This window comes from Streptomyces sp. Edi2 (genome assembly GCF_040253635.1).
Lineage (GTDB): Bacteria > Actinomycetota > Actinomycetes > Streptomycetales > Streptomycetaceae > Streptomyces.
The window spans coordinates 6,649,557-6,665,028 of record NZ_JBEJGX010000003.1; the positions used below are offsets into that span (position 1 = coordinate 6,649,557).

The 15,472-nt window shown below is 65.0% G+C and carries 9 protein-coding genes and 2 rRNA genes; 9 read left to right on the forward strand and 2 right to left on the reverse strand.

Going from position 1 to position 15,472, the window contains the following annotated elements; all coding sequences use genetic code 11:
• The first annotated feature begins 60 nt into the window (after positions 1 to 60).
• From ABR737_RS32650 to ABR737_RS32665, 4 genes are read left to right on the forward strand one after another with little or no spacing between them, the layout of a single operon-like run.
• Positions 61 to 2,280 carry a polyribonucleotide nucleotidyltransferase gene (locus ABR737_RS32650; protein WP_350254437.1) on the forward strand — a complete coding sequence of 740 codons (2,220 nt, stop codon included), beginning with the start codon at positions 61 to 63 and terminating at the stop codon, positions 2,278 to 2,280.
• A complete protein-coding gene (locus ABR737_RS32655; protein ID WP_350254438.1) occupies positions 2,277 to 3,656 on the forward strand; it encodes a M16 family metallopeptidase in 1,380 nt (459 codons plus the stop codon). Before ABR737_RS32650 ends, ABR737_RS32655 begins: the two co-directional genes overlap by 4 nt.
• Positions 3,657 to 3,692: 36 nt before the next feature.
• A complete protein-coding gene (dapB, locus tag ABR737_RS32660; RefSeq protein WP_350254440.1) occupies positions 3,693 to 4,445 on the forward strand; it encodes a 4-hydroxy-tetrahydrodipicolinate reductase in 753 nt (250 codons plus the stop codon).
• Between the two features lie 5 nt (positions 4,446 to 4,450).
• Positions 4,451 to 4,906 carry a tetratricopeptide repeat protein gene (locus tag ABR737_RS32665; protein WP_350254441.1) on the forward strand — a complete coding sequence of 152 codons (456 nt, stop codon included), beginning with the start codon at positions 4,451 to 4,453 and terminating at the stop codon, positions 4,904 to 4,906.
• Positions 4,907 to 5,020: 114 nt separating this feature from the next.
• On the opposite strand, the gene ABR737_RS32670 is transcribed toward ABR737_RS32665, so the two are convergent.
• Together ABR737_RS32670 and ABR737_RS32675 are read right to left on the reverse strand one after the other, a co-directional pair.
• Positions 5,021 to 5,578: an SCO5741 family PH domain-containing membrane protein gene (locus tag ABR737_RS32670; protein ID WP_350254442.1), complete on the reverse strand. Its 558-nt coding sequence runs from the start codon at positions 5,576 to 5,578 to the stop codon at positions 5,021 to 5,023.
• Positions 5,579 to 5,677: 99 nt separating this feature from the next.
• Complete coding sequence (locus tag ABR737_RS32675; RefSeq protein ID WP_088800359.1) at positions 5,678 to 5,917, reverse strand: hypothetical protein; 240 nt, start codon at positions 5,915 to 5,917, stop codon at positions 5,678 to 5,680.
• Between the two features lie 232 nt (positions 5,918 to 6,149).
• Between ABR737_RS32675 and thyX the strand changes: the two genes are divergently transcribed.
• From thyX to ABR737_RS32700, 5 genes are all read left to right on the forward strand, one after another.
• Positions 6,150 to 6,908: an FAD-dependent thymidylate synthase gene (gene thyX, locus ABR737_RS32680; RefSeq protein WP_350254444.1), complete on the forward strand. Its 759-nt coding sequence runs from the start codon at positions 6,150 to 6,152 to the stop codon at positions 6,906 to 6,908.
• Positions 6,909 to 7,105: 197 nt separating this feature from the next.
• Positions 7,106 to 8,005 carry a 4-hydroxy-tetrahydrodipicolinate synthase gene (gene dapA / locus ABR737_RS32685; RefSeq protein ID WP_350254446.1) on the forward strand — a complete coding sequence of 300 codons (900 nt, stop codon included), beginning with the start codon at positions 7,106 to 7,108 and terminating at the stop codon, positions 8,003 to 8,005.
• Between the two features lie 114 nt (positions 8,006 to 8,119).
• Entirely contained in the window at positions 8,120 to 9,805 is a 1,686-nt protein-coding gene (locus tag ABR737_RS32690; protein WP_350254448.1) for a ribonuclease J, read from the forward strand.
• Between the two features lie 689 nt (positions 9,806 to 10,494).
• Positions 10,495 to 12,023: ribosomal RNA gene (locus tag ABR737_RS32695) — 16S ribosomal RNA — on the forward strand.
• Positions 12,024 to 12,328: 305 nt separating this feature from the next.
• Positions 12,329 to 15,451: ribosomal RNA gene (locus tag ABR737_RS32700) — 23S ribosomal RNA — on the forward strand.
• Together the 16S and 23S rRNA genes form the textbook arrangement of a ribosomal RNA operon.
• Positions 15,452 to 15,472 lie beyond the last annotated feature (21 nt).

Below are 15,472 nucleotides of genomic sequence, written 5' to 3' on the forward strand. Positions count from 1 at the left end.
CTCCACCGAAGAAGGTCCGCTGCCACACGGGCAGCGGACGCAGACGAGGAGATATTCCTGGTGGAGAACGAGACCCACTACGCCGAAGCCGTGATCGACAACGGTTCCTTCGGCACCCGCACCATCCGCTTCGAGACGGGCCGCCTGGCCAAGCAGGCCGCCGGCTCCGCCGTGGCGTACCTGGACGACGACACCATGGTGCTGTCGGCCACCTCCGCTTCCAAGACGCCGAAGGACCAGCTGGACTTCTTCCCGCTGACCGTCGACGTCGAGGAGCGGATGTACGCAGCCGGGAAGATCCCCGGTTCCTTCTTCCGCCGTGAGGGCCGTCCCTCCGAGGACGCCATCCTCACCTGCCGGCTGATCGACCGGCCGCTGCGCCCCTCCTTCAAGAAGGGCCTGCGCAACGAGATCCAGATCGTCGAGACGATCATGGCGCTCAACCCCGACCACCTCTACGACGTGGTCGCCATCAACGCCGCCTCCTGCTCCACGCAGCTCGCCGGCCTGCCCTTCTCCGGCCCGGTCGGCGGCACCCGCGTCGCGCTGATCAACGGCCAGTGGGTGGCGTTCCCGACCCACACCGAGCTCGAGGACGCCGTCTTCGACATGGTCGTGGCCGGCCGCGTCCTCCCGGACGGCGACGTCGCGATCATGATGGTCGAGGCCGAGGCCACCGAGAAGACCATCCAGCTGGTCAAGGACGGCGCCGAGGCCCCGACCGAAGAGGTCGTCGCCGCCGGTCTCGAGGCCGCCAAGCCCTTCATCAAGGTCCTGTGCAAGGCCCAGTCGGACCTCGCCGCCAAGGCCGCCAAGCCCGTCGGTGAGTTCCCGGTCTTCCTCGACTACCAGGACGACGTCCTGGAGGCGCTCACCGCCGCGGTCAAGGGCGAGCTCTCCCAGGCGCTGACCATCGCCGGCAAGCAGGAGCGCGAGGCCGAGCTGGACCGCCTCAAGGCCGTCGCCGCCGAGAAGCTGCTCCCGCAGTTCGAGGGCCGCGAGAAGGAGATCTCCGCCGCGTACCGTTCGCTGACCAAGAGCCTGGTCCGCGAGCGCGTCATCAAGGAGAAGAAGCGCATCGACGGCCGCGGCGTCACGGACATCCGTACGCTCGCCGCCGAGGTCGAGGCCATCCCGCGGGTGCACGGTTCCGCGCTGTTCGAGCGTGGCGAGACCCAGATTCTGGGCGTCACCACCCTCAACATGCTCCGCATGGAGCAGCAGCTGGACACCCTCTCCCCGGTGACCCGCAAGCGCTACATGCACAACTACAACTTCCCGCCGTACTCCGTCGGTGAGACCGGCCGCGTGGGTGCGCCCAAGCGCCGCGAGATCGGCCACGGTGCGCTCGCCGAGCGCGCCATCGTGCCGGTGCTGCCGACCCGCGAGGAGTTCCCCTACGCGATCCGCCAGGTCTCCGAGGCGCTGGGCTCCAACGGCTCGACGTCCATGGGCTCGGTCTGCGCCTCGACCATGTCGCTGCTGAACGCCGGTGTGCCCCTCAAGGCCCCGGTCGCCGGTATCGCCATGGGCCTGATCTCCCAGGAGATCGACGGCCAGACCCACTACGTCGCCCTCACCGACATCCTCGGTGCGGAGGACGCCTTCGGCGACATGGACTTCAAGGTCGCCGGCACCAAGCAGTTCGTGACCGCGCTGCAGCTCGACACCAAGCTCGACGGCATCCCCGCCTCGGTCCTGGCCGCCGCGCTGAAGCAGGCCCGTGACGCGCGTCTGCACATCCTGGACGTCATGAACGAGGCCATCGACGTTCCGGACGAGATGTCCCCGAACGCCCCGCGGATCATCACCGTCAAGATCCCGGTGGACAAGATCGGTGAGGTCATCGGCCCCAAGGGCAAGATGATCAACCAGATCCAGGAGGACACCGGCGCCGACATCACGATCGAGGACGACGGCACGATCTACATCGGTGCCGCCGACGGTCCGGCCGCCGAGGCCGCCCGCGCCACGATCAACGGCATCGCCAACCCGACCATGCCGGAGGTCGGCGAGCGCTACCTGGGCACGGTCGTCAAGACCACCACGTTCGGTGCGTTCGTCTCCCTGCTCCCGGGCAAGGACGGCCTGCTGCACATCTCGCAGATCCGCAAGCTCGCCGGTGGCAAGCGCGTGGAGAACGTCGAGGACGTGCTCGGCGTGGGCGCCAAGGTCCAGGTCGAGATCGCCGAGATCGACCAGCGCGGCAAGCTCTCCCTGATCCCCGTGATCGAGGAAGAGGACGCGGACGCGGACACGAAGGACGACGCCGCCAAGTGACGTCCCGTACGCACGCGACGACGGCCCGCACCTCTTCGGAGGGGCGGGCCGTCGCCCGTACCCAAACGCTTCTCAAGGGCACCGCGGGCGCCGGCACGGTCCGCCGGACCACCCTCCCCGGCGGTCTGCGGATCGTCACCGAGACGCTGCCCACGGTCCGCTCCGTCACCTTCGGCATCTGGGCGCACGTCGGCTCCCGCGACGAGACCCCCTCGCTCAACGGCGCCACGCACTACCTCGAGCACCTGCTCTTCAAGGGCACCGAGCGGCGCAGCGCCCTGGACATCTCCGCCGCGATCGACGAGGTCGGCGGCGAGATGAACGCCTTCACCGCGAAGGAGTACACCTGCTACTACGCGCGGGTGCTGGACACCGATCTGCCGCTCGCCATCGACGTGGTGTGCGACATGCTCACCGGCTCGCTGGTCGAGGCCGAGGACGTGGACGCCGAGCGCGGGGTCATCCTCGAAGAGATCGCGATGACCGAGGACGACCCGGGCGACTGCGTGCACGACCTGTTCGCGCACACCATGCTCGGTGACACCCCGCTCGGCCGCCCGGTCCTGGGCACCGTCGACACCGTCAACGCCCTCACCCCCGAGCGCATCCGCCGCTTCTACAAGAAGCACTACGACCCCACGCACCTCGTCGTCACGGCCGCCGGCAACATCGACCACGCCAAGGTCGTCCGCCTGGTCCGCCGCGCCTTCGAGCAGGCCGGGGCCCTGGACCGTACGGACGCCGCCCCGATCGCGCCGCGCTCGGGTACCCGCGCCATCAAGGCCACCGGCCGCGTCGAACTGCTCAACCGCAAGACCGAGCAGGCCCATGTGATCCTCGGGATGCCCGGGCTGGCGCGCACCGACGACCGGCGCTGGGCGATGGGCGTACTGAACACCGCCCTGGGCGGCGGGATGAGCTCGCGCCTCTTCCAGGAGGTCCGCGAGAAGCGCGGCCTGGCCTACAGCGTGTACTCGTACACCTCCGGCTTCGCCGACTGCGGGCTCTTCGGCGTCTACGCCGGCTGCCGCCCCAGCCAGGTGCAGGACGTCCTCAAGATCTGCCGCGACGAACTCGACCAGGTGGCCTCCCACGGCCTCACCGACGACGAGATCCGCCGCGCGATCGGACAGCTGCGCGGGTCCACCGTCCTCGGCCTGGAGGACAGCGGAGCGCTGATGCACCGCCTCGGCAAGAGTGAGCTGTGCTGGGGCGAACAGATGTCGGTCGACGAGATGCTGACGCGGATCGCGGCCGTCACCCCGGACGAGGTGCGCGAGGTGGCCCGCGAGGTGCTGGGCACCCGGCCCTCGCTGTCCGTCATCGGCCCCCTGAAGGACCGGCAGGCGGCCCGGCTGGACGACATCGTCGCCTAGGCCCCCGCGACACCACCGAGAGAGAGACGGGAAACGATGAGCAAGCTGCGCGTGGCCGTACTGGGAGCCCAGGGACGCATCGGCTCCGAGGCCGTACGGGCCGTCGAGGCCGCCGACGACATGGAGCTGGTGGCCGGGCTCGGCCGCGGCGACAAGCTGGAGACGCTGGTCGAGACCGGCGCCCAGGTCGTGGTCGAGCTGACCAACCCCGGTGCCGTGATGGGCAACCTCGACTTCTGTGTGCGGCACGGCATCCACGCGGTGGTCGGGACGACGGGCTGGACCGATGAGCGCCTTGCGCAGCTGCGCACCTCGCTCGCCGCCTCGCCCGGGGCGGGCGTGCTCATCGCCCCGAACTTCTCCATCGGCGCGGTGCTGACCATGCGGTTCGCACAGCAGGCGGCCCGCTTCTTCGAATCGGCCGAGATCGTCGAGCTGCACCACCCGAAGAAGGCGGACGCCCCGTCCGGCACCGCCGCCCGCACCGCCCAGCTGATCGCCGCGGCCCGGGAAGAGGCCGGCTGCGCCCCGCAGCCGGACGCCACCACCACCGCGCTGGACGGCGCCCGTGGCGCGGACGTGGACGGCATCCCCGTGCACTCCGTACGGCTGCGCGGTCTGCTGGCCCACCAGGAGGTACTTCTCGGCGGGGAGGGCGAAACCCTCACCATCCGCCACGACTCCCTCCACCACAGCAGCTTCATGCCGGGCATCCTGCTCGGTGTGCGCCGCGTGGTCACCACTCCGGGCCTGACCGTGGGCCTGGAAAACTTCCTCGACCTGGGCTGACGGGTATGGGTGGAAAGATCACGTACTTCTTCCTCGCCACCGTGCTGGTCCTCGTCTTCGGGGTGGTGGGGCTGGAGGGGGTACTCCTCCTGATGACCGGCGAGCCGGCTGCCATGGGCATGGGCGCGGTGGCCTTCGTGCTGCCGTTCATCGGCGCCTGGTTCCTCCGGCACAACACCCGCTTCGCACGCGACGCCCACCGGCTGGCGCACGCCCTGGAGGCCGAGGGCGGCCTGCCGGCCGACGAGCCGGCCCGGACCCCCGGCGGCCGGGTCGACCGGGACGCCGCCGACGCGGTCTTCGCCCGGCGGCAGGCCGAGACGGAGGACGCACCCGGCGACTGGCGTGCGTGGTTCCGGCTCGCGGTCGCCTACCACGACGCCCGGGACACCCCGCGCGCCCGGAAGGCAATGCAGCGCGCCATCGCCCTGCACGACGACAAGCCCGTACCGGCCGCGTAGGGCGGGTACGGGCGCTCAGGGACGGACGGATCCGGTCCTCACGGGGCCGGATCCGGCGGTTCTGCGAGGTCTTCCACGGAGCCGGCGCGGCGGGCGGGCCCGCCGCGCCGGACCTCAGGCGCGGTACTCCGCCGCCCAGGTCTCCAGCACATCCGCGGCCCGCTCGAACGCCTCCGGGCGGGACAGAAAGTCACCGTTGTGGTCGGTGAGCAGGGACCGCAGCGGTTCGCCCTGCGTCCGCTCGATGATCAGCGACTGTCCCTGCACCGTCCGCGGCAGCCCCAGCCAGCGCACCGGCTGCTGGCGCGTCCGCACGGAGGCGACCGCGCTCCACGGCTCGGTCGTCGTACGCAGCAGATTCACCTGCCGCAGGCCTTGCGCACTGACCCATACCCCGACCCGCAACAGCCGCAGGGCCAGGGTGATCATCGCTGCCCCCACCACCGCACAGGCCGCGGCGCCGGGCAGCGAGCCGGCCATCGCGATGACCAGTGCGGAGATCAGCACGAACGAGGCGAGCAGCAAAAACACCGCCGCCGCCCCTACCCGCCACGGTCCGGGGCGGTAGGGACGGCGCCAGTGGTCGGGCTCGTCATGCGCGAGCGCGGCCGCATCCTCGGCACGGGTGTCGGGATCGAGGTCGCGGTCGGCCGTCAGGAAGGGCAGGGGCACGGCTGATCCTCACTCATGGGCACGCACGGAAGCTGTGACCGGTGAGGCTATCGGGACGGGCGGAGCGGAACCACTTGGCGGCACGCCCCGCCCGCCCGATCAGCGATGCGATGCCTCGGACTGATGCACCCGGCTCGAGCCGGAGCTGTCCTGCTGCAGTGCGGGAACGCCGAACAGCAGGGCGCCGGCCAGGCCGCCCACGACTGTCAGCGTGATGAGAGACTGGCCGAGGAGCTGCGCGCGCGAGGCGCGCTGCCGCGGCGGGGGAGTGACATTGCTGCGGAACCGGTCTGCCTCGGCAACGAAGGCGAACGGGACGGGCTCTCGCCGGCGGAACATGAGCGGGCTCTCCTAGGAACCTCGAAGTGGGCACTGTCACAGGGTTAGACGTCTGCGGCGTCCAGATGGTGCCCGTTTTCAGGGACTTCTGTGAAAAATATCAACGGCCGCTCCGCGCGCTGCTACGGCGCGCCCGATTTGCGGCTAACGCGGCATCACGCGGTGTTTCCCGGACTGTCGGTGGCGGGCCGTAGGGTGGTCGCGCACGAGGATCGATTGGAAGGAACCGCCGGTGTCCCAGACCCCCGCCGAGAGCACTGAGAGCCCCGACAGTGCAGCCGTCAGCTTCCGGAGCGAGGTGACGGTCGAGCTGGTCAAGCACAGCGCCGCGGACAGCGACGTGCTGTGGGCGGCCCGGGTCTCCACGGCCGGTGAGCAGTCCCTGGAGGAGCTGCAGAAGGACCCGGAGCGCTCCAAGGGCCTGATCAACTACCTCATGCGGGACCGCCACGGCAGCCCCTTCGAGCACAACTCCATGACGTTCTTCATCAGCGCGCCGATCTTCGTCTTCCGCGAGTTCATGCGGCACCGCGTCGGCTGGTCGTACAACGAGGAGTCCGGCCGCTACCGTCAGCTGGACCCGGTCTTCTACGTCCCCGGAGAGTCCCGCAAGCTCGTCCAGCAGGGCCGCCCCGGCAAGTACGAATTCGTCGAGGGCACCCAGGCGCAGCAGGAGCTCACCGGCCGCGTCATGGAGGACTCCTACCGCCGGGCCTACGAGGCGTACCAGGAGATGCTCGCCGCCGGCGTCGCCCGCGAGGTCGCCCGCGCGGTGCTCCCGGTCGGCCTGTTCTCCTCCATGTACGCCACCTGCAACGCCCGCTCCCTGATGCACTTCCTCGGCCTGCGCACCCAGCACGAGCAGGCGAAGGTGCCGTCCTTCCCGCAGCGCGAGATCGAAATGGTCGGCGAGCGGATGGAGGCGCACTGGGCAAAGCTCATGCCGCTCACGTACGGCGCATTCAATGCGAACGGCCGGATCGCCCCGTAAGGCCCAGGTTGCGGGCCGGATACCGGAGCGCGCAGGACAGACGTGCGAAGTGTCCGGATTGCGGCATTTTGAGAAGTTCATCTACGCTGAACAGACGGACCCGGCACTGCTTGAACCCCCGAGCAGGCAGTGCCGGAGTCCACATCCCTGCTCCCCAGAGGCGCATCCCGCGGTGAGCTACGAGTAGCGTGGGACCCATGGCTCCGACTTCCACACCGCAGACCCCCTTCGGGCGGGTGCTGACCGCCATGGTCACGCCGTTCACGCCGGATGGCGCCCTCGATCTCGACGGCGCACAGCGGCTGGCTGCCCACCTGGTGGACGCCGGCAACGACGGCCTCGTCGTCAACGGCACCACCGGAGAGTCCCCGACCACCCGCGATGCGGAGAAAGCGCAGCTGGTCCGCGCGGTGGTCGATGCGGTCGGCGATCGCGCCTTTGTGGTTGCCGGAGCCGGTACCAATGACACCCGCCACAGCCTGGAGCTGGCCCGCGCCGCCCAGGACGCCGGCGCCCACGGTCTGCTCGCGGTGACGCCGTACTACAGCAAGCCCCCGCAGGAGGGCCTGCTCCGGCACTTCACGGCCATCGCCGACGCCACCGACCTGCCGGTCATGCTCTACGACATCCCGGGCCGCAGCGGTGTCCCGATCAACACCGAGACCATCGTCCGGCTCGCCGAGCACCCCCGGATCGTCGCCAACAAGGACGCCAAGGGAGACCTCGGCCGCGCCAGCTGGGCCATCGCCCGCTCAAGCCTCGCCTGGTACAGCGGCGACGACATGCTCAACCTCCCGCTGCTCTCGGTCGGTGCCGTCGGCTTCGTTTCCGTGGTCGGCCATGTCGTCACCCCCGAGCTGCGCGCCCTCCTGGACGCCCACCTCAACGGCGATGTCACCAAGGCCACCGAGATCCACCAGAAGCTGCTGCCCGTCTTCACCGGTATGTTCCGCACCCAGGGTGTCATCACGACCAAGGCCGCCCTCGGCCTCCAGGGTCTGCCCGCCGGACCGCTGCGGCTGCCGCTCGTGGAGCTCTCCCCCGAGGAGACCGAACAGCTCACGCGCGATCTCGCGGCCGGCGGGGTACAGCTCTGATCACAGACTTCACAACTGAATACGGACCAACAACCGCCTCATAGCAAGTGCACGAATGTCATGCGCGCCACGTGCCCTCGACGGCAGCGTGGCGTGTGTGGTGAGGAGAGTCTTTTGAGTCATCCGCATCCTGAGCTCGGCGCCCCGCCGAAGCTCCCCAAGGGTGGCCTGCGCGTCACCCCCCTCGGCGGCCTGGGTGAAATCGGCCGCAACATGACGGTCTTCGAATACGACGGCCGACTGCTGATCGTCGACTGCGGAGTGCTCTTCCCCGAAGAGGAGCAGCCCGGAATCGACCTGATCCTGCCGGACTTCACGTCCATCAGGAATCGGCTCGACGACATCGACGGCATCGTGCTGACCCACGGCCACGAGGACCACATCGGCGGTGTCCCCTACCTCCTGCGGGAGAAGCCGGACATCCCCCTCATCGGCTCGAAGCTGACCCTCGCCCTGATCGAGGCCAAGCTCCAGGAGCACCGCATCCGTCCCTACACCCTCGAGGTGCAGGAGGGGCACACGGAGCGGATCGGCTCCTTCGACTGCGAGTTCGTCGCGGTCAACCACTCCATCCCCGACGCCCTGGCCGTCGCCATCCGCACCCCTGCGGGCATGGTCGTCCACACCGGCGACTTCAAGATGGACCAGCTCCCGCTGGACCGCCGGCTCACCGACCTCCCCGCCTTCGCGCGGCTCGGCGAGGAAGGCATCGACCTTCTCCTCTCCGACTCCACGAACGCCGAGGTCCCGGGCTTCGTACCGCCCGAGCGGGACATCTCCAACGTCCTGCGCACGGTCTTCGCGAACGCCCAGAAGCGCATCATCGTCGCGAGCTTCGCCAGCCATGTGCACCGCATCCAGCAGATCCTCGACGCGGCGCACGAGTACGGCCGCCGGGTCGCCTTCGTGGGCCGTTCGATGGTCCGCAACATGGGCATCGCCCGCGAGCTGGGCTATCTGAAGGTCCCCGCCGGCCTGGTCGTGGACGTCAAGACGCTCGACGATCTCCCCGACGACGAGGTCGTGCTGGTCTGCACGGGTTCCCAGGGCGAGCCGATGGCCGCCCTCTCCCGGATGGCCAACCGCGATCACCAGATCCGGATCGTCCAGGGCGACACCGTGATCCTGGCGTCCTCCCTTATCCCGGGTAACGAGAACGCGGTCTACCGCGTGATCAACGGCCTCACCCGGTGGGGCGCGGACGTCGTCCACAAGGGCAATGCCAAGGTCCACGTCTCGGGCCACGCCTCGGCCGGCGAGCTGCTGTACTTCTACAACATCTGCAAGCCGAAGAACCTCATGCCGGTCCACGGCGAATGGCGCCATTTGCGCGCCAACGCCGAACTGGGGGCACTGACCGGTGTCCCGAAGGAACGGATCGTCATCGCCGAAGACGGTGTCGTGGTCGACCTGGTCGGCGGTGTCGCCAAGATCGTCGGCAAGGTCCAGGCGGGCTATGTCTACGTCGACGGCCTCTCGGTCGGCGATGTCACGGAAACCCACCTCAAGGACCGCCGCATCCTGGGTGACGAGGGCATCATCTCGGTCTTCGTGGTCGTGGACAGCACCACCGGCAAGATCGTCGGAGGCCCGGACCTGCATGCGCGCGGCTCCGGCATCGAGGACTCCACCCTGTCGGGCGTGGTTCCCAAGATCGAAGAGGCCTTGGCCAAGGCGGCCCAGGACGGTGTCGCGGACGCGCACCAGCTCCAGCAGCTGATCCGCCGCTCGGTCGGCAAGTGGGTGTCGGACAACTACCGCCGCCGCCCGATGATCCTCCCCGTGGTCGTCGAGGTCTGACGCCCAGGGCTGCAGGCAGGTACTCAAGTAGGAGCGGGGCGCCCGGATTTGCATCCGGGCGCCCCGCTCCAGTACGTTTACGTCTCCTCCTGAACGGGAAGCGCCGCACGCCTGTGCGTACGGAGCGCCCCCGCAAAACCAGGTGGAATTCCGGCCCAGAGCAATCTGATAAAGTCGGATCAGCCGAAAGGCAAACCCCTTCCGACGGGAAATCGGACCGAATAAGAACCGGCAACGGAACGAAATCGGGTCTGCTAGAGTCGGAAAGGCCGGAAAGCGAAAGCCGGACGGTCGACCCGCTCCAACACGGGGCCGGAGACGGAAACGGATCTGGTAAGGTTGGAAACGCGAAGAAGCCGAAAGGCGGAAACGCACCGGCGAAAATCGGGCCCGCAAGGATCTGATAGAGTCGGAAACGCAAGACCGAAGGGAAGCGCCCGGAGATCCTGGTGAAACAGGAACAAAGGAAGCGTCCGTTCCTTGAGAACTCAACAGCGTGCCAAAAGTCAACGCCAGATATGTTGATACCCCGTCGACCGGAAACTTCCGGGAGATGAGGTTCCTTTGAAAAAGTCCACCACGGCCCATGCGGTCGGGGTGGCACACACAGCGAGGACGCTGTGAACGACCGGACTTATTCCGTCTGGTTGTTCCGCTCTCGTGTGTGTTCACCGGATTACCGGTAAACATTCACGGAGAGTTTGATCCTGGCTCAGGACGAACGCTGGCGGCGTGCTTAACACATGCAAGTCGAACGATGAACCTCCTTCGGGAGGGGATTAGTGGCGAACGGGTGAGTAACACGTGGGCAATCTGCCCTTCACTCTGGGACAAGCCCTGGAAACGGGGTCTAATACCGGATACGACTACCGACCGCATGGTCTGGTGGTGGAAAGCTCCGGCGGTGAAGGATGAGCCCGCGGCCTATCAGCTTGTTGGTGGGGTGATGGCCTACCAAGGCGACGACGGGTAGCCGGCCTGAGAGGGCGACCGGCCACACTGGGACTGAGACACGGCCCAGACTCCTACGGGAGGCAGCAGTGGGGAATATTGCACAATGGGCGAAAGCCTGATGCAGCGACGCCGCGTGAGGGATGACGGCCTTCGGGTTGTAAACCTCTTTCAGCAGGGAAGAAGCGAGAGTGACGGTACCTGCAGAAGAAGCGCCGGCTAACTACGTGCCAGCAGCCGCGGTAATACGTAGGGCGCAAGCGTTGTCCGGAATTATTGGGCGTAAAGAGCTCGTAGGCGGCTTGTCACGTCGGATGTGAAAGCCCGGGGCTTAACCCCGGGTCTGCATTCGATACGGGCAGGCTAGAGTTCGGTAGGGGAGATCGGAATTCCTGGTGTAGCGGTGAAATGCGCAGATATCAGGAGGAACACCGGTGGCGAAGGCGGATCTCTGGGCCGATACTGACGCTGAGGAGCGAAAGCGTGGGGAGCGAACAGGATTAGATACCCTGGTAGTCCACGCCGTAAACGTTGGGAACTAGGTGTGGGCGACATTCCACGTCGTCCGTGCCGCAGCTAACGCATTAAGTTCCCCGCCTGGGGAGTACGGCCGCAAGGCTAAAACTCAAAGGAATTGACGGGGGCCCGCACAAGCAGCGGAGCATGTGGCTTAATTCGACGCAACGCGAAGAACCTTACCAAGGCTTGACATACACCGGAAACGTCTGGAGACAGGCGCCCCCTTGTGGTCGGTGTACAGGTGGTGCATGGCTGTCGTCAGCTCGTGTCGTGAGATGTTGGGTTAAGTCCCGCAACGAGCGCAACCCTTGTTCTGTGTTGCCAGCATGCCCTTCGGGGTGATGGGGACTCACAGGAGACTGCCGGGGTCAACTCGGAGGAAGGTGGGGACGACGTCAAGTCATCATGCCCCTTATGTCTTGGGCTGCACACGTGCTACAATGGCCGGTACAATGAGCTGCGATACCGCGAGGTGGAGCGAATCTCAAAAAGCCGGTCTCAGTTCGGATTGGGGTCTGCAACTCGACCCCATGAAGTCGGAGTTGCTAGTAATCGCAGATCAGCATTGCTGCGGTGAATACGTTCCCGGGCCTTGTACACACCGCCCGTCACGTCACGAAAGTCGGTAACACCCGAAGCCGGTGGCCCAACCCCTTGTGGGAGGGAATCGTCGAAGGTGGGACTGGCGATTGGGACGAAGTCGTAACAAGGTAGCCGTACCGGAAGGTGCGGCTGGATCACCTCCTTTCTAAGGAGCACTTCTTACTCGGACTTGTCCGGGTCAGAGGCCAGTACATCAGCGAATGTCTGATGCTGGTTGCTCATGGGTGGAACGTTGACTATTCGGCACACTCGGTTGGTTGTCACTAGTACTGCTTCGGCGTGGAACGTGGGGATTGATGGAGTGGGCCGGGCACGTTGTTGGGTATCTGAGGGTACGGACCGTTGAGTCTGGACCTTCGCGATGCCGGCCCCAGTGAACTCAGCCTTCGGGTTGGGGTGGTGGGTGGCTGGTCGTTGCTTGAGAACTGCACAGTGGACGCGAGCATCTGTGGCCAAGTTTTTAAGGGCGCACGGTGGATGCCTTGGCACCAGGAACCGATGAAGGACGTGGGAGGCCACGATAGGCCCCGGGGAGCTGTCAACCAAGCTTTGATCCGGGGGTGTCCGAATGGGGAAACCCGGCAGTCGTCATGGGCTGTCACCCGCTGCTGAACACATAGGCAGTGTGGAGGGAACGCGGGGAAGTGAAACATCTCAGTACCCGCAGGAAGAGAAAACAACCGTGATTCCGGGAGTAGTGGCGAGCGAAACCGGATGAGGCCAAACCAGTCACGTGTGATACCCGGCAGGGGTTGCGTGGTTGGGGTTGTGGGAGTTCTCTTTTGCAGTCTGCCGGCTGTGAGACGAGTCAGAAACCGTTGATGTAGGCGAAGGACATGCGAAAGGTCCGGCGTAGAGGGTAAGACCCCCGTAGCTGAAACATTAGCGGCTCGTTTGAGAACCACCCAAGTAGCACGGGGCCCGAGAAATCCCGTGTGAATCTGGCGGGACCACCCGTTAAGCCTAAATATTCCCTGGTGACCGATAGCGGATAGTACCGTGAGGGAATGGTGAAAAGTACCGCGGGAGCGGAGTGAAATAGTACCTGAAACCGTGTGCCTACAAGCCGTGGGAGCGTCGCTGTATGTGCTTGCACATGCAGTCGTGACTGCGTGCCTTTTGAAGAATGAGCCTGCGAGTTTGCGGTATGTTGCGAGGTTAACCCGTGTGGGGAAGCCGTAGCGAAAGCGAGTCCGAATAGGGCGTTGAGTAGCGTGCCCAAGACCCGAAGCGGAGTGATCTAGCCATGGGCAGGTTGAAGCGGAGGTAAGACTTCGTGGAGGACCGAACCCACCAGGGTTGAAAACCTGGGGGATGACCTGTGGTTAGGGGTGAAAGGCCAATCAAACTCCGTGATAGCTGGTTCTCCCCGAAATGCATTTAGGTGCAGCGTCGTGTGTTTCTTGCCGGAGGTAGAGCACTGGATAGGCGATGGGCCCTACCGGGTTACTGACCTTAGCCAAACTCCGAATGCCGGTAAGTGAGAGCGCGGCAGTGAGACTGTGGGGGATAAGCTCCATGGTCGAGAGGGAAACAGCCCAGAGCATCGACTAAGGCCCCTAAGCGTGTGCTAAGTGGGAAAGGATGTGGAGTCGCAGAGACAACCAGGAGGTTGGCTTAGAAGCAGCCACCCTTGAAAGAGTGCGTAATAGCTCACTGGTCAAGTGATTCCGCGCCGACAATGTAGCGGGGCTCAAGCACACCGCCGAAGTCGTGTCATTGCAGTAATACTCCCAACGGAGGCTGTGATGGGTAGGGGAGCGTCGTGTGCCGGGTGAAGCAGCCGTGGAAACGAGTTGTGGACGGTTCACGAGTGAGAATGCAGGCATGAGTAGCGATACACACGTGGGAAACGTGTGCGCCGATTGACTAAGGGTTCCTGGGTCAAGCTGATCTGCCCAGGGTAAGTCGGGACCTAAGGCGAGGCCGACAGGCGTAGTCGATGGACAACCGGTTGATATTCCGGTACCCGCTTTGAAACGCCCAGTATCGAATCCATTAATGCTAAGGCCGTGAAGCCGGCCTGGAGTCTTCGGACAAAGGGACGTGGTGGAGCCGCCGATCCAAGGTGGTAGTAGGTAAGCGATGGGGTGACGCAGGAAGGTAGTCCAGCCCGGGCGGTGGTTGTCCCGGGGTAAGGGTGTAGGCCGTGTGGTAGGTAAATCCGTCACACGTTAAGGCTGAGACCTGATGCCGAGCCGATTGTGGTGAAGTGGATGATCCTATGCTGTCGAGAAAAGCCTCTAGCGAGTTTCATGGCGGCCCGTACCCTAAACCGACTCAGGTGGTCAGGTAGAGAATACCGAGGCGTTCGGGTGAACTATGGTTAAGGAACTCGGCAAAATGCCCCCGTAACTTCGGGAGAAGGGGGGCCATTGCTGGTGATGAGTCTTGCACTCTGAGCTGGTGGTGGCCGCAGAGACCAGCGAGAAGCGACTGTTTACTAAAAACACAGGTCCGTGCGAAGCCGTAAGGCGATGTATACGGACTGACGCCTGCCCGGTGCTGGAACGTTAAGGGGACCGGTTAGTCACATTTCGGTGTGGCGAAGCTGAGAACTTAAGCGCCAGTAAACGGCGGTGGTAACTATAACCATCCTAAGGTAGCGAAATTCCTTGTCGGGTAAGTTCCGACCTGCACGAATGGCGTAACGACTTCTCGACTGTCTCAACCATAGGCCCGGTGAAATTGCATTACGAGTAAAGATGCTCGTTTCGCGCAGCAGGACGGAAAGACCCCGGGACCTTTACTATAGCTTGATATTGGTGTTCGGTTCGGCTTGTGTAGGATAGGTGGGAGACTTTGAAGCAGCCACGCCAGTGGTTGTGGAGTCATTGTTGAAATACCACTCTGGTCGTGCTGGATGTCTAACCTGGGTCCGTGATCCGGATCAGGGACAGTGTCTGGTGGGTAGTTTAACTGGGGCGGTTGCCTCCTAAAGAGTAACGGAGGCGCCCAAAGGTTCCCTCAGCCTGGTTGGCAATCAGGTGTTGAGTGTAAGTGCACAAGGGAGCTTGACTGTGAGACTGACGGGTCGAGCAGGTACGAAAGTAGGGACTAGTGATCCGGCGGTGGCTTGTGGAAGCGCCGTCGCTCAACGGATAAAAGGTACCCCGGGGATAACAGGCTGATCTTCCCCAAGAGTCCATATCGACGGGATGGTTTGGCACCTCGATGTCGGCTCGTCGCATCCTGGGGCTGGAGTCGGTCCCAAGGGTTGGGCTGTTCGCCCATTAAAGCGGTACGCGAGCTGGGTTTAGAACGTCGTGAGACAGTTCGGTCCCTATCCGCTGTGCGCGTAGGAGTATTGAGAAGGGCTGTCCCTAGTACGAGAGGACCGGGACGGACGAACCTCTGGTGTGCCAGTTGTCCTGCCAAGGGCATGGCTGGTTGGCTACGTTCGGAAAGGATAACCGCTGAAAGCATCTAAGCGGGAAGCCTGCTTCGAGATGAGTACTCCCACCCCCTTTGAGGGGTTAAGGCTCCCAGTAGACGACTGGGTTGATAGGCCAGATATGGAAGCCTGGTAACGGGTGGAGTTGACTGGTACTAATAGGCCGAGGGCTTGTCCTCAGTTGCTCGCGTCCACTGTGT